Origin of the sequence: Pseudomonas sp. A2, from assembly GCF_023100865.1 — a bacterium.
Classification (GTDB): domain Bacteria; phylum Pseudomonadota; class Gammaproteobacteria; order Pseudomonadales; family Pseudomonadaceae; genus Aquipseudomonas; species Aquipseudomonas asiatica.
Genome location: NZ_CP039127.1, coordinates 5,364,376 through 5,382,146 on the forward strand (window position 1 = coordinate 5,364,376; position 17,771 = coordinate 5,382,146).

General features: G+C 62.5%; 17 protein-coding genes. 10 read left to right on the forward strand and 7 right to left on the reverse strand.

Annotated elements, in window-relative coordinates:
- Nucleotides 1-38: 38 nt before the first annotated feature.
- Entirely contained in the window at nucleotides 39-824 is a 786-nt protein-coding gene (locus tag E5221_RS24825) for a DUF6515 family protein (protein ID WP_061550653.1), read from the reverse strand.
- A gap of 394 nt (nucleotides 825-1,218) precedes the next feature.
- Between E5221_RS24825 and E5221_RS24830 the strand changes: the two genes are divergently transcribed.
- Both E5221_RS24830 and E5221_RS24835 read left to right on the forward strand, forming a co-directional pair.
- Entirely contained in the window at nucleotides 1,219-1,695 is a 477-nt protein-coding gene (locus E5221_RS24830) for an Lrp/AsnC family transcriptional regulator (protein ID WP_003249795.1), read from the forward strand.
- A 54-nt stretch (nucleotides 1,696-1,749) separates the two neighbouring features.
- On the forward strand, nucleotides 1,750-1,953 hold the full coding sequence (locus tag E5221_RS24835) for a DUF2788 domain-containing protein (RefSeq protein ID WP_013974331.1): 204 nt from the start codon (nucleotides 1,750-1,752) through the stop codon (nucleotides 1,951-1,953).
- Nucleotides 1,954-2,065: 112 nt separating this feature from the next.
- On the opposite strand, the gene E5221_RS24840 is transcribed toward E5221_RS24835, so the two are convergent.
- The 3 genes from E5221_RS24840 to E5221_RS24850 form a co-directional block, all read right to left on the reverse strand.
- A complete protein-coding gene (locus tag E5221_RS24840; protein WP_247846589.1) occupies nucleotides 2,066-2,698 on the reverse strand; it encodes a pseudouridine synthase in 633 nt (210 codons plus the stop codon).
- Nucleotides 2,699-2,704: 6 nt separating this feature from the next.
- Complete coding sequence (gene amn / locus E5221_RS24845; RefSeq protein ID WP_015271928.1) at nucleotides 2,705-4,168, reverse strand: AMP nucleosidase; 1,464 nt, start codon at nucleotides 4,166-4,168, stop codon at nucleotides 2,705-2,707.
- A 215-nt stretch (nucleotides 4,169-4,383) separates the two neighbouring features.
- Nucleotides 4,384-6,036 (reverse strand): acyl-CoA dehydrogenase family protein, encoded by a 1,653-nt coding sequence (locus E5221_RS24850; RefSeq protein WP_054573600.1) that lies wholly within the window; start codon nucleotides 6,034-6,036, stop codon nucleotides 4,384-4,386.
- Nucleotides 6,037-6,290: 254 nt separating this feature from the next.
- Here E5221_RS24850 and E5221_RS24855 point away from each other — a divergent pair, with 254 nt between their 5' ends.
- A complete protein-coding gene (locus E5221_RS24855; protein ID WP_247846590.1) occupies nucleotides 6,291-7,697 on the forward strand; it encodes a PAAR domain-containing protein in 1,407 nt (468 codons plus the stop codon).
- A 591-nt stretch (nucleotides 7,698-8,288) separates the two neighbouring features.
- On the opposite strand, the gene E5221_RS24860 is transcribed toward E5221_RS24855, so the two are convergent.
- Entirely contained in the window at nucleotides 8,289-8,549 is a 261-nt protein-coding gene (locus E5221_RS24860; RefSeq protein WP_003257593.1) for a DUF3077 domain-containing protein, read from the reverse strand.
- Nucleotides 8,550-9,037: 488 nt separating this feature from the next.
- Nucleotides 9,038-11,026 carry a hybrid sensor histidine kinase/response regulator gene (locus tag E5221_RS24865; RefSeq protein WP_247846591.1) on the reverse strand — a complete coding sequence of 663 codons (1,989 nt, stop codon included), beginning with the start codon at nucleotides 11,024-11,026 and terminating at the stop codon, nucleotides 9,038-9,040.
- 265 nt (nucleotides 11,027-11,291) lie between these two features.
- On the opposite strand from E5221_RS24865, the gene E5221_RS24870 reads away from it, so the two are divergent.
- The 4 genes from E5221_RS24870 (at nucleotide 11,292) to E5221_RS24885 (ending at nucleotide 14,828) form a co-directional block, all read left to right on the forward strand.
- Nucleotides 11,292-12,089, forward strand: a complete 798-nt coding sequence (locus E5221_RS24870) for a hydroxymethylpyrimidine/phosphomethylpyrimidine kinase (RefSeq protein WP_061550648.1) — start codon at nucleotides 11,292-11,294, stop codon at nucleotides 12,087-12,089.
- Nucleotides 12,090-12,102: 13 nt separating this feature from the next.
- A complete protein-coding gene (gene thiE / locus E5221_RS24875; protein ID WP_247846592.1) occupies nucleotides 12,103-12,726 on the forward strand; it encodes a thiamine phosphate synthase in 624 nt (207 codons plus the stop codon).
- Nucleotides 12,727-12,742: 16 nt separating this feature from the next.
- Nucleotides 12,743-14,026, forward strand: a complete 1,284-nt coding sequence (gene hemL / locus E5221_RS24880) for a glutamate-1-semialdehyde 2,1-aminomutase (RefSeq protein WP_013974339.1) — start codon at nucleotides 12,743-12,745, stop codon at nucleotides 14,024-14,026.
- A gap of 256 nt (nucleotides 14,027-14,282) precedes the next feature.
- The gene (locus tag E5221_RS24885) at nucleotides 14,283-14,828 is read left to right on the forward strand and encodes a sel1 repeat family protein (protein ID WP_003257587.1); all 546 of its coding nucleotides are present in this window, start codon (nucleotides 14,283-14,285) and stop codon (nucleotides 14,826-14,828) included.
- A 3-nt stretch (nucleotides 14,829-14,831) separates the two neighbouring features.
- On the opposite strand, the gene E5221_RS24890 is transcribed toward E5221_RS24885, so the two are convergent.
- Nucleotides 14,832-15,158, reverse strand: coding sequence for a DUF1820 family protein (locus E5221_RS24890; protein WP_039613561.1), 327 nt, complete (start codon nucleotides 15,156-15,158; stop codon nucleotides 14,832-14,834).
- Nucleotides 15,159-15,434: 276 nt separating this feature from the next.
- On the opposite strand from E5221_RS24890, the gene E5221_RS24895 reads away from it, so the two are divergent.
- Genes E5221_RS24895 through E5221_RS24905 form a run of 3 tightly spaced genes read left to right on the forward strand, consistent with a single transcriptional unit; the run spans nucleotide 15,435 to nucleotide 17,764 of the window.
- Nucleotides 15,435-16,433, forward strand: coding sequence for a PhoH family protein (locus tag E5221_RS24895; RefSeq protein WP_039613560.1), 999 nt, complete (start codon nucleotides 15,435-15,437; stop codon nucleotides 16,431-16,433).
- Complete coding sequence (gene ybeY, locus E5221_RS24900; RefSeq protein ID WP_013974343.1) at nucleotides 16,426-16,899, forward strand: rRNA maturation RNase YbeY; 474 nt, start codon at nucleotides 16,426-16,428, stop codon at nucleotides 16,897-16,899. Before E5221_RS24895 ends, ybeY begins: the two co-directional genes overlap by 8 nt.
- A gap of 25 nt (nucleotides 16,900-16,924) precedes the next feature.
- Nucleotides 16,925-17,764, forward strand: a complete 840-nt coding sequence (locus E5221_RS24905; RefSeq protein ID WP_003257584.1) for an HlyC/CorC family transporter — start codon at nucleotides 16,925-16,927, stop codon at nucleotides 17,762-17,764.
- Nucleotides 17,765-17,771: the final 7 nt, after the last annotated feature.

Below are 17,771 nucleotides of genomic sequence, written 5' to 3' on the forward strand. Positions count from 1 at the left end.
CACCGGCACAGCCGGTGCCATGCACCGCATGTCCCGCTTTAGTTGATGCTGTAGCCTCGGCCACTGAAGCACGCGCCCAGCGCCCGCCGGTAGTTGTCCGCCACATTGGCCGGCGGCGCATAAGTCGCCGTCGCCGGGTCGAACCCTGACTGGCTCACCGCCCAACGGTGGCACTGGTAACGGTCCTGGTCCTGCTGTTCCTGCCCTTGCCCATACATCGGATAGGCCACCACGTCATACCCACCGCCTACAGGTGCCGGCGCCACAACCGGCGGGTTGACCACCACGTACTCGCGGCTGTCGGCCAGGTACTGGTAATAGGTATCGGCCACCAGGAAGAACAGCGCCCCGCCCAACCAGACTTCCCGCGCATAAGGCGGCAGGTAGTCGACCCGCACGCCGTAGGGCGGGCTCACCACGACATAACGGCCACCATGGGGGCGATACCAGTAACCACCGGAGTAGAAGTAGTCATCGCCACGGTAGGGCACTTTCCAGTAGCGGTCCGGGAAATGATCGATGGTGTGCCCAGGGCGATACTGCGGCCCCGGCCCCCAGCCATTGCCATGACCATCCGGGCGCCCTTGCCAGTCACCACCGGGCCGTTGCCCCGGGCCACCGGCTTCCCAGTGGCGGTTATCGCCATGACGGCGGGGAATATCCTGGTAATAGCCCTGTCGTGGCGGCTGGGTCTGCTGCACTTCGTCACGCGAATTGAGCGAGCGGCCCGGCGCCCCCTCGCCCGGCCCTTCGGCCATGGCCCCGAGGCTGATGCTCAACCCCAACACACCAACACCTGCCAACTGCCAGATGCGCGACTTCATGCTGTTCCTCTCGGTAGAAAATACGGCAACCACAGCCAGTCTACCGCGCCTGTCACGCACGCCAATTAAATTCCGGACATGAAAAAAGGGAGGCCGCTGGGCCTCCCTTCAGGAATTGTCGTCCGTGCTCGGCACTTGTGGCGCCGGCTCACCTCACACCGTCTTCTGGAAGGTGTGTAGCCCGGGGGCCTGCAGATCCTGTTGGATGGCTGGCCGCGACCGCCCGCCTAGGGCGCGTCGCCGTGGACTGATGTCCGGGCAGTGATTCTGTGGATAAAGATACCGGACAGGTTGCGGCAGATGATTGCGAAGATTGCTCGGATAAATAGCACTTGCGCAATTTTTCACCCTGGATTGATAATTCGCCGCAATCCGAACAGAAAAGGCATAACCCATGAGCAAACTTGACCGCTACGACCTGAGTATCCTCGCCGAATTGCAGCGCGATGCGCGCATTTCCAACCAGGAACTGGCCGAACGCATCGGCCTGTCGCCTTCGCCATGCTCTCGTCGGGTCAAGCAACTGGAGGACGATGGCTACATCTCGCGCCAGGTAGCCCTGCTCGACCGCAAGAAGCTGGGCCTGAGCCTGACTGCCTACGTGCTGATCGGCATGGACCGCCACACCCCGGAACGTTTCGAAACCTTCGAGGCGGCCATCCGCAACCTGCCACAGGTGCTCGAGTGCAGCCTGGTCACCGGCATGGATGCCGACTACCAGCTGAAGGTGGTGGTGCCCGACATGGACCACTACCAGAAACTGCTGCTAGGCAGCCTGACCCGCATTGAAGGCGTCACCAGCGTGCGTTCGAGCTTCGTGCTGAACCAGGTGCTGGCCAGCACCGAGCTGCCCTTGACCCACCTGCGTTAATTGCTTGCGCCAGCAGGCGTATAATCGGACGCTCAAAACGCCTGGAGAACACTGATGGATCCCGCCGTATTCGAAGAGTGGATGATGATCATCCTGGTCACCGTGTTGATCGGTTTCATGGGTTTCATCGTCTGGGACCTGGCGAAAAAGTCCAAGGCCGGGCGGTTCGGGACGCTGATCCTGTTCTTCGTGCTGGGGCTGGGGGTGTTGGCCTTTATCATCAAGAGCGTGGTGGTGGGGTTTCTCGAAGGGGTGTAGAAAATTCAGGGCCATTCGCGGGCACGCCCGCTCCCACAGGTCTGGCGCTGCACTTGAGGGCTGCACTATACCTGTGGGAGCGGGCGTGCCCGCGAATGGCCCTTGAACTGGACTAAAGCTTGGCGGCCACTTCGCGCCAGCCCCCCTGCTCCAACCCATCCAGCGCCCAGTCGCCAATCCGCACCCGCACCAGGCGCAAGGTCGGCAACCCCACCGCCGCCGTCATCCGCCGCACCTGGCGGTTACGCCCTTCGCGAATCACCAGCTCCAGCCAGCTGGTCGGCACGCTCTTGCGAAAACGCACCGGCGGGTTACGCGGCCACAGCGCCGGCTCGTCCAGGCGCCGCGCCTCGGCCGGCAAGGTCGGCCCATCGTTCAGTTCCACGCCATCGCGCAAGCGCCGCAACTGCTCCTCGCTCGGCTCCCCCTCCACCTGAACCCAGTAAGTCTTGGCCAGCTTGTGCTTCGGGTCGGCAATGCGCGCCTGCAGGCCGCCATCGTTGGTCAGCAGCAACAGGCCTTCACTGTCGCGGTCCAGCCGCCCGGCCGGGTACACACCGGGGATGTCGATGTAGTCCTTGAGCGTCGCGCGCCCGTCGCCGTCGCTGAACTGGGTCAGCACGTCGAACGGTTTGTTGAACAGGATCAGGCGCGGCTCGGCCGGTGGCGCCTTGGGCTGGCGACGCGGGCCGGTGGCAGGCCGCGCCTGGGGGCGGCGCGGCTTGGAACGGGGTGGCAGTGACATGGATCCTCAGCGGAACGGCGGCTCATCAAAGCTGCGCAGTTTACGCGAGTGCAGCGAGTTGAGCTCGGTGCGCAGCAGGTCGAGGGCGGCAATGCCGATCTTCAGATGCTGGCTGACCGCCCGGTTATAGAAGGCGTTGGCCGAACCAGGCAGTTTGATCTCGCTGTGCAGCGGCTTGTCGGACACACACAGCAAGGTGCCGTACGGCACGCGCAAGCGGTAACCCTGGGCGGCAATCGTACCGCTTTCCATGTCCACCGCCACGGCACGCGAGAGGTTGATCAGCGGCCGCTCCTGGGCCCAGCGCAGCTCCCAGTTGCGGTCGTCGTAGGTCAGCACAGTGCCGGTGCGCAGGCGCTTCTTCAGCTGTTCACCACGCTCGCCGGTGACCTGCGCAGCGGCTTCCTGCAAGGCCAACTGCACCTCGGCCAGGGCCGGAATCGGAATGTTCGGCGGCACTACCCGGTCGAGAATACCGTCACGGCGCATGTAGGCGTGTGCCAGCACATAATCGCCGATGGTCTGCGACTGCCGCAGGCCGCCGCAGTGGCCGATCATCAGCCAGCAGTGCGGGCGCAGCACGGCCAGGTGGTCGGTGATGTTCTTGGCATTGGACGGGCCGACGCCGATGTTGACCAGCGTGACGCCGTCGCCGTCGGCGGCGATCAGGTGATAAGCCGGCATCTGATAGCGGTGCCAGACCACGCTGGCCACCAGGGCCTGGGTTTCACCATGGTCCATGCCCTTTTCGATCACCACATTGCCTGGCAGGACCATGCGCACGAAGCGAGGGTCGTCACGCAATTGGTCGAGGCCGTGGCTGATGAACTGGTCGACATAGCGGTGATAGTTGGTCAGCAGGATCCACGGCTGTACATGGCGCCAGTCGCTGCCGGTGTAGTGCACCAGACGGCGCAGCGAGAAGTCGACCCGCGCGGCATCGAACAGCGCCAGCGGCAGAGTCTCGGCACTGCCCCAGTCATACAGGCCGTCGGCGATGTTGTCGGTCGCAGCCGACAGGTCGGTGCTGGGGAACACCCGCGCCAGCTGCGCGGCGGTGATGCCGCTGCCGGCCAGTTCGTCGCCCTGGTCGACCACGTAGGGGTAAGGGATGTTCTGTTCACTGACGCCGACCTCTACCGTGACGGTGTAGTCGTGCATCAGCGGGCGCAGTTGCTCCAGCAGGTAGCCACGAAAAGCAGCAGGCTGGGTGATGGTGACGCTGTAGGTACCTGCTACCTGAACCTTGGCGTAGGCCCGCGTGGTGGCGGCGACTTCACCATGGCTGTAATAGGTCAGGCGCAGCGCCGGGTAGCGGAACAGGTCGCGCTCTTCGGCGCCCGGCTCGGTACGGTCCTTCAGGTAACGCTTGAGGGCCTGGCTAAGGGCCCCGGTGGCCTGGTCATGCAGGGCCGCCAGACGGTCGACGGCCTGTTCGGGAGTATCAACGACTACAAAAGCTTGGCTCACACTGTGCTTCCTGTCTGGACATGCATGTGAACCATCTTGCCTGCCTTCTTGGCTAAATACACCCCCATTGATCGGTGTTAATCAGCAGACTAGCGCTGGTCCCTGTAGGAGCGGCCTTGTGTCGCGATAGGGCTGCGAAGCAGCCCCGGCAATTTGTGCATCTGCGCTGATCCCCTGGGGCTGCTTCGCAGCCCTATCGCGACACAAGGCCGCTCCTACAGGTCCTGTGTTGGCGTAGCCCTGGCCACCAATGCCTCCACATCCACACCCCGCGGCAACGCCCCGTACACGCGCCCGCCCCCCGTCAAGCGGCTGTCGATAAACGCATCACTGACCACCGCATTGCCCGCCTCCAGCAGCAGCTTGGCCTGCAGCGCCAGGGCAATATCCTCGGTCAGCTGCCGCGCGCGGTACTGCATGTCGCCAGTGTCGGCAAACGCCCCCTTGAGGTTGCCGATGTGCGCCGCCAGACGCGGGTCCCCGTGCCCATCGCCCAGCTCGGCAAAAAGCGCATCGAGCACCCCCGGCTCCTTGGACAAGGCCCGCAGCACGTCCAGGCACTGCACATTGCCCGAGCCTTCCCAGGTGGAGTTGACCGGCGCTTCGCGGTACAGCCGTGGCAGGATGCTGTCTTCCACATAACCCGCCCCGCCCAGGCACTCGGCGGCCTCGTTGATCATGGCCGGGGCGCGCTTGCAGATCCAGTACTTGCCCACCGCCGTAACCAGCCGGGCGAAATGCGCCTGCTGCGGGTCTTCCAGCTGCTCCAGCGCCTGCCCCATGCGCAGGCTCAGGGCCAGCGCGGCCTCGCTTTCCAACGCCAGGTCGGCCAGCACGTTCTGCATCAACGGCTGCTCGCTCAGCAGCCGCCCGCCGACCTTGCGGTGCGCGCAATGGTGGGTCGCCTGGGTCAGCGCCTGGCGCATCAGGGCGCTGGAGCCGACCATGCAGTCGAAGCGGGTCATGGCCACCATTTCGATGATGGTCGGCACGCCCCGCCCTTCTTCCCCGACCATCCAAGCCAGGGCACCGCGGAATTCCACCTCGCTGGAGGCGTTGGAACTGTTGCCCAGCTTGTTCTTCAGGCGCTGGATATAGAACTGGTTGCGGCTGTCATCCGGGCGGTGACGCGGCAGCAGGAAGCAGCTCAGGCCTTTTTCGGTCTGGGCCAGGGTCAGGAAGGCATCGCACATCGGCGCCGAGCAGAACCACTTGTGCCCAACCAGTTCGTAGGCCTGGCCCGGGCCTGCGGCGCCGACTGGATAAGCCCGGGTGGTGTTGGCGCGTACATCGGTGCCGCCCTGCTTCTCGGTCATGGCCATGCCCAGGGTGACTCCGGCCTTGTGACGGTCGCCGACGTTACGCGGGTCGTACTCGCAGGCGAGGATTTTCGGCAGCCAGTATTCGGCCAGTTCGGGTTGCAGCCGCAGCGCTGGCACGGCGGCGAAGGTCATGGTCAGCGGGCAGCCGGTACCGGCCTCGGCCTGGCTGTGCAGGTAGGTCATCGAAGCCCGCGCCACATGGGCGCCTGGGCGGGGTTCGGCCCATGGCAGCGACGGCAGGCCGTGCTCGACGGCGGTGCGCATCAGTTCGTGGTAGGCGGGGTGGAACTCGACCAGGTCGATGCGATGGCCGTAGCGGTCGTGGCTGCTGAACTCCGGCTTGTGCGCATTGGCCAGGAAGCCCGCCTGCATCAGCGGGCCGCCGGCCAGGGCACCGTAGGCATCGATCCGCGATTCGGCCCAACCCGCACCGAAACGCCGCGACCATTCCTGTAGCGGCAGGTCGAGGCGGTAAAGGTTGGCACCGTCGAGGGGCGGTGGCTGGTTGGTGACTTCGTGGGTTTCAGCGTACTGGTGCAGGTTCATCGGGGGCTCCTGGATCCGGGTAGCTTGAGAGCCCCAGTGAAGCACTCCCCGCGGGTCAGTCAAAGTGACATTAATGACTAAACATGTGGTGGGGGGCGCATGTCAGCCCTAACCCGATTCCCGCACCGTCATCAAAAAGCGCTGTAGTCCAAATCCCTATCCATTGTAGGACCCTTCCTAAAACCTGCCCTACCTGAAAATACCCGCCTACAGGCTGCTAGGTTCCTGGCTCCCACTTTAAAAAGAGGCGAGCCATGAGCATGCGCATGAACATCTTCGGCCGAGGCCAGGGCCTGGACGGGGACGAAACCACCACTGGCGCCATCTGCATTGCCGGCCAGGCCAGGGGCCGTGTACACGGCAGCGACTGGCTGCTCAAAGGCGACAAGACCACCCCCTGCCCTCTCTGCGGCCAAGAAGGCACCCTTATCGAAGGCGAGTCCCGCTGGCAGCAGGACGGCATACCTACAGCTTTGGATGGAGCGCTGGTGCAATGCGGGTGCCCATTGGGCAGCAATCGCCTGATTGCGCGTGGGCATTCAGCTCCAGCGCCGCGCAGGGCGCCTGTACCTGAGGCCGTTCATGAGGCACCGCCACAGGCTCAAGCGAGTAATCAGGTAAGAAACAGCTATCAACTTGGGGCATTCCAGCCCTCGACCGCTGCGCAAGGCATGGAACCTGGCTTCTACATCGTTCCGCGTTGCATGACGTACCAGGAAGTCTTGGCAGAGCTCGGCGCGCCGCAGGCCAATTTGCCGAGTTCGATTCTGGAGAGACTGAACCCGACGTATGAACGTGGGTTCAAGGCAGGTGAGATCTTTGTCATTGGTGACGGTTTGCGGCGGCCGATGTGCACGCGTGAAGAACTGACTGCAATGAGTGCGGCGAAACAGGCGCGGGAAGCGTTGGCAGAACTGACGCCGGAGGAAGCCGAATTCATGATGCGCCATCAGGCCGAGATCGCCGGGCTGCTCAGCGATGTGAGTCTGACGATGGGTGTGAGCGAGGCGATGATTGGCAAGTCGCTGGATGAGCTCAGCGACATACTGCGAAAAATTGAAGACTTGCATAAAGATCAATTCATTAAGCATGGACATCTTAGACACCCGGAGTTCTTTGCGGAACGTCAAAAACTGTTCAAGCAATTAAGTACAAACCTGAAAGCGACTCTCCTGAACAAGCGCCTCAATCTAGGGAACTATGAAAGCTTGCGCCGGGACTTAGGAATATCGTCAAGAAGCTTGGTGCACCACTGGAGTAAAGCGGGGGGAGCGACACACATCCCTGGTTACTCGACACATTTGGACAAGCTGGCCAAGATGGCAAAATATTTAAAAAACGGAGGACGTATTGGCATTGCTATTGGTGGAGGCGGATCTGCTCTGAAAATTTCAGAGGTGTGCAAAGAGGGCAATACAAATGCTTGTAAAAAAGTAAGCGTTACTGAGGCCGGCAATTTCTCCGGTGGCTTAGCTGGTGGCTGGTTGGCAGGAAAATTTGCGGGCAAAATCTCTGCAAAGGTTTGCTGGAGAGTTGGGCCCTACGCCGTGGCATGCGGAATAGTCATCACTGGCGGAGGCGCTTTGGCCGGCAGCATCGGTGGTATGGAAGCGGGTGAGGAGTTCGGCGAATTAGTCTTCGAGGTCTTTGGAGATGATTGATCATCTTGACGTCAAACTAAGGCTATTCCTGTTAGCCACTCCTATCTGTCTCGCCTTAATCGGGCTTGCATCTGATCTTCACATTGCATGCTCTCGCCAGTATAAAGAAATGACCTCAGCACTCCAACGGAGCGCGTGCCTCCCATTTGCGACCGGCATGTGGGGAGAGAAAAGAATAGGCTCCAGAGTTCTAGTTATTTCTGTAATCGCGGGTGCCATTGGATCCCCCGCCTCAAGCATTCGGAGCGGACTATTGGATGAGCAAGACCACTTACAATTCCCTAGGCATTTAAGAAGAAAAATACTTATTGCATCCTCGCTAAACACCATTGGTATTGCCTGGGTAGCGACATATTTCCTAATGAAACTGATTAAATGAGAGCTCCCGTATCTGCTGAATGCCCATCGCCGCTCTTTTAGGCTTTTTGTCGGCTTACGCACCATTAATGCAGTAACCCGCGATGCCTGGTCTTGCCTGAGGACTCACCGCGGGGGACCCGCTTCCACGGAGATAGCGCATCTTTCAGTCTATGCACAACTCCTGTGGGAGCGGGTTCACCCGCGAAAGGGCCGGTACAGCCAGTACAAGAATCAGCGCATCAAGCCCAGCTCGGCATCATCCAGCAGCGCCTTGGCCATGGCTGCGAAGTAGTGCGAAGCCCACATCATTTGCTGGTCGCCATCCATCAAACCGGTAAGCGACAAGTCCCGCGCATAGCCCATCAGTTCCGAGGCCTGCTCGCGGGCGCTGCGACAGGGGATGCCCTCGGCAATGCGGAACAGTGGATGGGTTTGGCCTTCGCCTTGGTAGAAGTAGGTAACGCCAGGGGTGGTTTTGGTTTCGTCGTTCATGAGTTCGGCACCATGGAGATATGTGCCACCCGTCTGTTTCCACACATAGGGGTGACAGCTGCACACGGGGTGGAAAACCAGGCATGGTGCGAACCCGGTAGGCCCAAAGGCCTCCCGCGTACAGCTGTCGTAACGACACGCACCATAGGTCTTGCCAGGTTTCCACACCCGATCGCTGAACCGTCAGCGACTGGAAAAGCCTAGAGCGCGGGATTTGCAGGAACAATCAGACGCGTGTCGACAGCGGTTGTAGGGTATTTCGCAGGGGATGGAGTTGCCAGTGCTGAAGCGTAGGAAGAGTCTGGCGTTGTTGTAGGAGTGCAGGCGCGGTCAGGGCATGTCCTGGGGGCCGCTTGCGGCCCTTCGCGGGCATGCCCGCTCCCACAGCGATCGCGCATTGCCTGAATTCAGCGCCAAACCTGTGGGAGCGGGCGCGCCCGCGAAGGGCTGCAAAGCAGCCCCAACAAAGCCTGCGAAAACGAAAACGCCTAAAGCGACCGTCGCGTCTGCAGAACATTCGATGCCATCTGCACCTGCGCAATAGCCATGTTCAAACTCAACTCGAACCGGCTCCCCAACCCCCGCGTCGACTCATGCGACAACCGTGCCCCCAGCAATTCCCCCATCTGCCGGCAGATCGACAGACCAATCCCCAGCCCGCCATAACGCCGGGTCATCGAGCCATCGACCTGGAAGAAGCGCTGGTACAGGGTCGCCTGATCGAGATCATCGAAGCCGATACCGCTGTCGCTGACCATGAAGGTCAGCGCCAAGTCGTCAGGCCCCACCCGGCGCCCGCGCACCTGGATCATCACCCCGCCCTGGTGGGTGAACTTCAAACCGTTGTCCACCAGGCACCCCAGGCAGCGGGCCAGCTTCTGAGCATCACCCTGCAACCCGTCCGGCACATCGGCCGGGATGTCCAGGCTCAGGTACAAGCCTTTGCCCAAAGCCTGCCCAGCATAACCGGCACGTACGCCCTGCAGCAGGTCACGCAGGCTGAATGGCGCCGTCTGCGCGCGCAGGCGGCCGGCCTGTAGTTCGGAGAGGGTAAGAATGGCATCGACCATGTCCATCATGCCCTGGGCCGAGCCCACCGCCGTGCGGTGGTACTGGGCCATCTCGGCCTCCATCGGCAGGGTATGCATCAGCTCCAGCGAGCCGATCACACCATTCATCGGCGTGCGCAGTTCATGGGTCACGCTGGCCAGGAATTCGTCTTTCAGCCGGTTGCTTCTGGCCAGTTGCAGGTTCAGTTGCTCCAGCGTGCGCCCGGTGTCTCGCAAGGTCTGCGCCTGCTGCTCGCGCAGGCTGTTGATGCGGTCGGCCAGCGCCAGCGACAGCAAGGCCACCTCCAGCGCCGACCCCAGCTGGCTGGCATACATGGTGATGAACACGTTCGGCAGGTAGCCCAGCACCATCAGGGTGTTGACCAAGCCTCCGAGCAGGAACGCCGTCCAGGCGATGATGAACCAGCGTGCCACGCGCAAGCCACGCCACCAGGCGTACAGCCCTGCAGCGAAGATGCTCACGGTAAACAGCAACGCCAGCACCGTGGCCATGCGCAGGGCGACGCCGTAGGGCATGCTCACCGCCAGCATCATCACCAGCGCGCCACCCAGCATCAGCAGCTGCAGCAGCCGGTCGAAACCACGGCTGATGCTGCCCAGTTGCAGGAAATGCCGGGCGAACTGGCAGCCGAACAGGCCAGCGGCACCGATGAACAACGGCGTCGAAGCATTCGCCCACCACGGGCTGTCCGGCCAGAAGTAGGCCACACCGGCGCCATTCACCGACACCTGGTAAAAGCCGAACGAGGCGATATAGAGGATGTAATAGAGGTAGCTGACGTCGCGCACGCTGAGGTAGATGAACAGGTTGTACACCAGCATCACCAGCAACACGCCGTAGATCATCCCCAGCACATACAGGCGCGTGGGCTGCTCCTCCATGTAGGCCTGGGCGGACCACAGCGCCAGCGGCGCCTGCACCGAGCCCTGGCTGTGCAGGCGCAGGTAGGCGGTGGTCACCTGGCCAGGCGGCAGCAGCAGTTCGAACAGGTAGTTGTTCTGCAGGATCTGCCGGCTTTGGTAGGGCAAGGCGTCGCCGGTGCGCCGGGCCAGGCGGTAACTGCCACTGCTGTCGGGCAGGTACAGCTCGAGGTGGTCCAGCGGCGGATAGGCCAGTTCCAGCAGCCATTGCCGTGGGGCGGCGCCGGGCGCGGCGACAGGGCGCAGTTCGACCTTGAGCCAGAACACCGAGGTGGAGTAACCGGCGTTCAGCACGTCTTCATGGTGGGGGCGAAAATGCTTGGCGAACCCAGGGGCACTGACCTGGGCGATGCTGGCGCTGCCATCGAGGTCTTCATAAACCTGCATGGCCTTGCCCAGCGGAAGATGCTGCGTAGCGTCGTCGAAATCGACTGCCCCGGCCAGCACGGGCAGCAAGCCCAGAAGCACAATCAGCAAATAGCGCATACAGCTCCAGCATGGCCTGTCCAGTCGAGTCGCGGTTGCCTCCCATCCGTTTGAGACGACACGATCCGGCAGAACCCGTTTGTAGAGTTATCCGAGCACTCTAGCATAGCTTCGCAAGCTGGCAATCGACCATATCCAATCACAAAGAAAAGGCTCTAAATCAATACTTTCAGAAATTAAACCGGTAAAAATCTGACCTTATGATCAACAAAACTCGTTTGTAGGACGATCCGCCCAAACAGGATTGGTGGTAAGCTCGCCGACCATGAATACCTACAGCTCCCGCCCCGTTGTCCTCTGTCTCTCCGGCCACGACCCCAGTGGCGGCGCCGGCCTGCAGGCAGATATCGAAGCCCTGATCGCCCAAGGCTGTCACGCCGCACCCGCAGTGACCGCCCTGACCGTGCAGGATACCGTCAACGTTTCCGACTTCCGCGTGCTCGACCGCGAGTGGGTGCTGGCCCAGGCCAACGCCGTGCTGGCCGACTCTACGGTGGCCGCCGTCAAGCTCGGCATGCTCGGTTCGATCGAAATGGTCGACACCGTCGCCGAACTGCTGGCCGCCCACCCGCACCTGCCACTGGTCTGCGACCCAGTGCTGCGTGCCGGTGGTGGTGGCCGCCTGGGCAAGGACGAAGTGGGCTACGCCCTGCGCGAACGCCTGCTGCCGCTGGCGACCATCGCCACGCCGAACCTGCCCGAAGCCCGCATCCTTGCCGAACTGCCCGAAGGCACTGCCGACGAGTGTGCCGAGAAACTGTTGCCGTTCTGTAGACACCTGCTGATTACCGGCGGTCACGGCGACGAAGACGAAATTCACAACCGCCTGTACAGCCGCGACGGCCAGCACCACACCTGGACCTGCCAGCGCCTGCCGGGCAGCTACCACGGTTCGGGCTGCACCCTGGCCAGTGCCCTGGCCGGCCGCCTGGCCCTTGGCGAGCAGCTGGAAAGCGCCGTCCGCAGCGCCCTGGACTACACCTGGCGCACCCTGCGTGACGCCGAACAGCTGGGCAAGGGCCAGTTCGTGCCGCGCCGCCTGCCGCTGGATTTCTGCTCCTGACACGAGGCCTCCAATGAAGCTACGCGGTCTGTACGCCATCACCGACAGCCAGCTGCTCGCTGGCCGTTTCCTGTCCCATGTCGAGGCAGCACTGGAAGGCGGCGTATGCCTGCTGCAGTACCGCGACAAAAGTGACGACGCGGCACGCCGCCTGCGCGAAGCTGAAGGGCTGATGCAGCTCTGCGAGCGCTACGGCACTCAGCTGATCATCAACGACGACGCCGAACTGGCCGCGCGCCTGGGCGTCGGCGTGCACCTGGGCCAGACCGACGGCCCGCTGACCCCGGCCCGCGCATTGCTCGGACGCCAGGCAATCATCGGCTCCACCTGCCACGCCAGCCTCGAGCTGGCCGCGCAGGCTGCCAGCGAAGGCGCCAGCTACGTGGCCTTTGGCCGCTTCTTCAATTCTGTCACCAAGCCGGGTGCACCCGCTGCCAACATCGAATTGCTGGAGCAGGCCTGCGCCCAGGTGAAACTGCCGATCGCGGTGATCGGCGGCATTACCCTCGACAACGCCGCCCCGCTGGTCGCCCATGGCGCCGACCTGCTGGCGGTGATCCACGGCCTGTTCGGTGCCGACAGCGCTCAGGAAGTCACCCGCCGCGCCCGCGCCTTCAACGCCTTGTTCGCATCCTGATTCGAGAGAACCCCCCATGTCCCGTTCCGAAGCCCTGTTCGCCCAAGCCCAGAAGCACATCCCCGGTGGCGTCAACTCGCCGGTCCGCGCTTTCAAGAGCGTTGGCGGCACGCCGCTGTTCTTCAAGCATGCCGAAGGCGCCTACGTCGTTGACGAGGATGACAAGCGCTACGTCGACTACGTCGGCTCCTGGGGCCCGATGATCCTCGGCCACGGCCACCCGGAGGTACTGGACTCGGTACGCAGGCAGCTGGAGCACGGCCTGTCCTATGGCGCCCCGACCGCCATGGAAACCGAGATGGCCGACCTGGTCTGCTCGCTGGTGCCATCCATGGAGATGGTGCGCATGGTCAGCTCGGGCACCGAAGCCACCATGAGCGCCATCCGCCTGGCCCGTGGCTACACCGGCCGTGACGCCATCATCAAGTTCGAAGGCTGCTACCACGGCCACTCCGACAGCCTGCTGGTAAAAGCAGGCTCCGGCCTGCTGACCCAGGGTGTGCCGAGCTCGGCGGGCGTGCCGGCGGACTTCGCCAAACACACCCTGACCCTGCCGTTCAACGACATCGCCGCCGTCGAGAAGACCCTGGCCGAAGTCGGCCAGACCGTAGCCTGCATCATCGTCGAGCCGGTAGCCGGCAACATGAACTGCGTACCGCCGGCGCCAGGCTTCCTCGAAGGCCTGCGCGAGCAGTGCGACAAGCACGGCGTGGTGTTGATCTTCGACGAAGTGATGACCGGTTTCCGCGTTTCGCTCGGCGGCGCCCAGGGCCACTATGGCATCAAGCCGGACCTGTCGACCTTCGGCAAGATCGTCGGCGGCGGCATGCCGGTCGGCTGCTTCGGCGGCAAGCGTGAAATCATGGGCTGCATTGCCCCGCTCGGCCCGGTCTACCAGGCCGGTACCCTGTCGGGTAACCCGCTGGCCATGGCCGCCGGCCTGACCACCCTGAAGCTGATCAGCCGTCCGGGCTTCCACGCCGAGCTGACCGACTACACCAGCCGCATGCTCGACGGCCTGCAACAGCGCGCCGATGCCGCTGGCGTGCCGTTCGTCACCACCCAGGCCGGTGCCATGTTCGGCCTGTACTTTAGCGGCGCCGACGACATCGTCACCTTCGAAGACGTGATGGCCAGCGATGCCGAGCGCTTCAAGCGCTTCTTCCACCTGATGCTCGATGGTGGCGTATACCTGGCGCCGAGCGCGTTCGAGGCCGGCTTTACCTCCATCGCCCATGGCGACAAGGAGCTGCAGATCACCCTGGATGCGGCTGAAAAGGCTTTTGCAGCCCTGAAGTAATGCAGTGTCTGTACCGGCCCTTTCGCGGGTAAACCCGCTCCTACAGGGACTGCGCACCCGGGAAAGCGGTGCGGTCCCTGTGGGAGCGGGTTCACCCGCGAAGAGGCCGGTACAGGCAACAAATACCCATGCACAATCAGCTGACTTCCCCAACCAAGCAGAAATTCGAGTAAAACTTTGTAAGGTTGGCGCTGCTTATCCCATAATGTGCCACCAGAGACATTGGCCGCAGCTTTGCAGAGGTAAGTCGATCCCCATGAACCGCACCGGCCGCGCCCTGACCCTGGGCTGCCTGTTGCTTCTTCAGCCCCTGCTGGCCCTGGCGGAGGGCGGTAACTCGTTGCTCATTCCGGCGACGGGCCGCTGCACCTTGAATGTCCAGCCTGAAGACCTGGCAAACGCCCTCAAGGCTTGTGAGCAGACGGCAACGGCGGGGGATGCCCAGGCGCAATTCGAACTGGGCGAGTACTACTACACGCAAACGCCGAAAAACCTGGGCAAAGCCCTGAACTGGTTCGAAAAGGCCTCGCTGCAAGGCCATGCCGAGGCCCAGTACCGCCTGGGCGCCATGTTCTTCCGTGGCGAAGGGGTCAAGGCCAACAATGTGCAGGCCTACATACTGCTGAAGATGGCCGCGGTCAACGGCGCCGAGGATGCGCTGGACATGGCCGACGAAGTGACCGAGCAAATGCCCCGCGACGAGCTGGAGCATGCCACCCAGGTGCTCGGCCAGATCTTCCGCAAATACCTGCTGGAACTGCAGAACGCCGAAGGGCGCACGCCGTTCTCGCCACTCCCCTGAGGGTTACTTTTCCGGCATCGGCATGGGGAACGGCATCACGTTGCCGCCGCCCTTGGCTTCGCTGATCTTCGCCGTGCCCAGGCGCTCCACCTCGTCTATGCGCACGATCGAGTGCATCGGCACGAAGCTGCGGATCACCCCCTCGAACTGGCTCTTGAGCTTTTCCTCGCCAGGGTCAACTACCAGCTGCGAACGCTCGCCGAACACGAACTCCTCGATTTCCAGGAAACCCCACAGGTCGCTCTGGTAGATCTGCTTGGCATACATCTCGAAGACCTGCCCCTGGTTGAGGAAGATCACTTTATAGATGGCAGGTTCACGTTTGCTCATGTTCGTCGGGATAACACATGCGTAAGAAAAGGCGGGCATCATAACAGACAGGTTTGCTGAACTGTGTTGCCTGTCCCGGCCTCATCGCCGGCAAGCCAGCGCCCACAGGTACTGCGCAAGCTTCAGGCCTGTGCAGTATCTGTGGGAGCCCGGCTTGCCGGCGATAGGGCCGGAACAGGCCATACATACCGTTGAACGTTTCAGTGCTTTCGCCACTGCCATTCAAGGGTTATTCTTGAGTTCACATTCATTGCCGTCGAGCGGCTAAAAACGACCTTGAACGCACCCATACAACCCCATCGCTTCATCCTCGAACCTTTCGAGGCCCACCGTTTCGCCAACTTGTGCGGCCAGTTCGACGAGCACCTGCGCCTGATCGAACAGCGCCTGGCCATCGAGATCCGCAACCGCGGCAATCAGTTCGAACTGATCGGCGAACCCAAGACCACCTCCGCTGCCGAACAACTGCTGCGCCGTCTCTACCGCGAGACAAAGGCCAGCGACCTGTCACCGGAAACCGTGCACCTGTACCTGCAGGAATCGACCGTCGAGAACATCGACAACCCGGCCGTCAACGAGGTCAGCGTGTCGCTGCGCACGCGCAAGGGCAACATCCGCCCGCGCGGGGTCAACCAGCAACGCTACGTCAAGGAAATCCTGGCCAACGACATCAACTTCGGCATCGGCCCGGCCGGTACCGGCAAGACCTACCTGGCCGTGGCCTGCGCCGTGGACGCGCTGGAACGCGAACAGGTGCGCCGGATCCTGCTGGTGCGACCTGCGGTAGAGGCGGGCGAAAAGCTCGGCTTCCTGCCCGGCGACCTGGCCCAGAAGATCGACCCGTACCTGCGCCCGCTGTACGACGCCCTGTACGAAATGCTCGGCTTCGAACACGTGGCCAAGCTGATCGAGCGCCAGGTGATCGAGATCGCCCCGCTGGCCTACATGCGTGGCCGCACCCTGAACAACAGCTTCATCATCCTCGACGAGAGCCAGAACACCACGCTGGAACAGATGAAGATGTTCCTCACCCGTATCGGCTTCGGCTCCACCGCGGTCATCACCGGTGACATCACCCAGGTCGACCTGCCCCGTGGCACCAAGTCAGGCCTGGCGCACGTCATCGAGGTGCTGAGGGACGTTCCGGGGATCAGTTTCACCCACTTCCAACCCAAAGATGTGGTTCGTCACCCACTGGTGCAGCGCATTGTCGAGGCCTACGACCGCTTCGATGCCCGCCAGGCCAAGCCCGAGGCGCCCGGCAAAGATGCTTGAACTCGATATTCAACGGGCCACGGATGCTGCCGCCCCGGATGACACCGCCTTTCGCCGCTGGTGCGAACTGGCCCTGCGCCAGCGCAGCGCCGATTCGGAAATGACCATTCGCCTGGTCGACGAAGCCGAAGGCCGCGAGCTGAACCACACCTACCGGCACAAGGACTACGCGACCAATGTGCTGTCGTTCCCGGCCGACGTCCCCGACGACCTGCTCGATATCCCGTTGCTGGGCGACCTGGTGATCTGCGTGCCAGTGGTCGAGCGCGAAGCCGCCGATCAAGGCAAGTCGCTGGAAGCGCACTGGGCACACCTGGTCATACACGGTTGCCTGCACCTGCTCGGCTACGACCACATCGAAGATGAGGAAGCCGAGGAAATGGAAGGCCTGGAACGGGAATTGCTGGCAGAACTGGGTCATCCCGACCCGTACGCCGACGATGAAACCGACACCATCACACACTGAAACACGAAGGATCACGAGAACCGCCATGAGCGAAGATCGATCGAGCAACGGGCAGAAGTCCTGGCTGGGTAAACTGACCCAGGCTTTTGCCCATGAGCCGAAAAACCGCCAGCAACTCCTTGAACTGCTGCGCGAAGCCCATCAGAACAAACTGCTGGACAGCGAAGCGCTGACCATCGTCGAAGGCGCCATCCAGGTGGCCGACCTGCAGGTTCGCGACATCATGGTGCCGCGTTCCCAGATGATCAGCATCAAGGCCAGCCAGTCGCCCCGCGAGTTCCTGCCGGCGGTGATCGACGCCGCGCACTCGCGCTACCCAGTGATCGGCGAAAGCCACGACGATGTGCTCGGGATCCTGCTCGCCAAGGACCTACTGCCGCTGATCCTCAAGGAGAATGGCGACAGCTTCAACATCAAGGACCTGCTGCGCCCGGCCACTTTCGTGCCCGAGTCCAAGCGCCTGAACGTGCTACTGCGCGAGTTCCGCGCCAACCATAACCACATGGCCATCGTCATCGACGAGTACGGCGGCGTGGCCGGCCTGGTCACCATCGAGGACGTGCTGGAGCAGATCGTCGGCGACATCGAGGACGAGCACGACGTCGAGGAAGACAGCTACATCAAACCGCTGCCCAGCGGCGACTTCCTGGTCAAGGCGCTTACCCCGATCGAAAACTTCAACGAGTTCTTCGACAGCGAATTCTCCGATGACGAGTTCGACACCGTCGGCGGCCTGGTAATGAGCGCCTTCGGTCACCTGCCCAAGCGCAACGAAACCACCGAGATCGGCCCTTACAAGTTCCGTATTCTCAATGCCGACAGCCGGCGGATACACTTGCTGCGCCTGACACCGATCACCCGTTAAGGACAAA

Excerpts from the sequence above, each read along its gene's own strand:
- ybeY (WP_013974343.1), top strand. The coding sequence starts at position 16,426 with ATGCTTGAACTCGATATTCAACGGGCCACGGATGCTGCCGCCCCGGAT.
- E5221_RS24905 (WP_003257584.1), top strand. The coding sequence starts at position 16,925 with ATGAGCGAAGATCGATCGAGCAACGGGCAGAAGTCCTGGCTGGGTAAA.
- hemL (WP_013974339.1), top strand. The coding sequence starts at position 12,743 with ATGTCCCGTTCCGAAGCCCTGTTCGCCCAAGCCCAGAAGCACATCCCC.
- thiE (WP_247846592.1), top strand. The coding sequence starts at position 12,103 with ATGAAGCTACGCGGTCTGTACGCCATCACCGACAGCCAGCTGCTCGCT.
- E5221_RS24860 (WP_003257593.1), bottom strand. The coding sequence starts at position 8,549 with ATGAACGACGAAACCAAAACCACCCCTGGCGTTACCTACTTCTACCAA.
- E5221_RS24830 (WP_003249795.1), top strand. The coding sequence starts at position 1,219 with ATGAGCAAACTTGACCGCTACGACCTGAGTATCCTCGCCGAATTGCAG.
- E5221_RS24865 (WP_247846591.1), bottom strand. The coding sequence starts at position 11,026 with ATGCGCTATTTGCTGATTGTGCTTCTGGGCTTGCTGCCCGTGCTGGCC.
- E5221_RS24870 (WP_061550648.1), top strand. The coding sequence starts at position 11,292 with ATGAATACCTACAGCTCCCGCCCCGTTGTCCTCTGTCTCTCCGGCCAC.
- E5221_RS24825 (WP_061550653.1), bottom strand. The coding sequence starts at position 824 with ATGAAGTCGCGCATCTGGCAGTTGGCAGGTGTTGGTGTGTTGGGGTTG.
- E5221_RS24855 (WP_247846590.1), top strand. The coding sequence starts at position 6,291 with ATGAGCATGCGCATGAACATCTTCGGCCGAGGCCAGGGCCTGGACGGG.
- E5221_RS24840 (WP_247846589.1), bottom strand. The coding sequence starts at position 2,698 with ATGTCACTGCCACCCCGTTCCAAGCCGCGCCGCCCCCAGGCGCGGCCT.
- E5221_RS24835 (WP_013974331.1), top strand. The coding sequence starts at position 1,750 with ATGGATCCCGCCGTATTCGAAGAGTGGATGATGATCATCCTGGTCACC.
- E5221_RS24850 (WP_054573600.1), bottom strand. The coding sequence starts at position 6,036 with ATGAACCTGCACCAGTACGCTGAAACCCACGAAGTCACCAACCAGCCA.
- E5221_RS24885 (WP_003257587.1), top strand. The coding sequence starts at position 14,283 with ATGAACCGCACCGGCCGCGCCCTGACCCTGGGCTGCCTGTTGCTTCTT.
- E5221_RS24890 (WP_039613561.1), bottom strand. The coding sequence starts at position 15,158 with ATGAGCAAACGTGAACCTGCCATCTATAAAGTGATCTTCCTCAACCAG.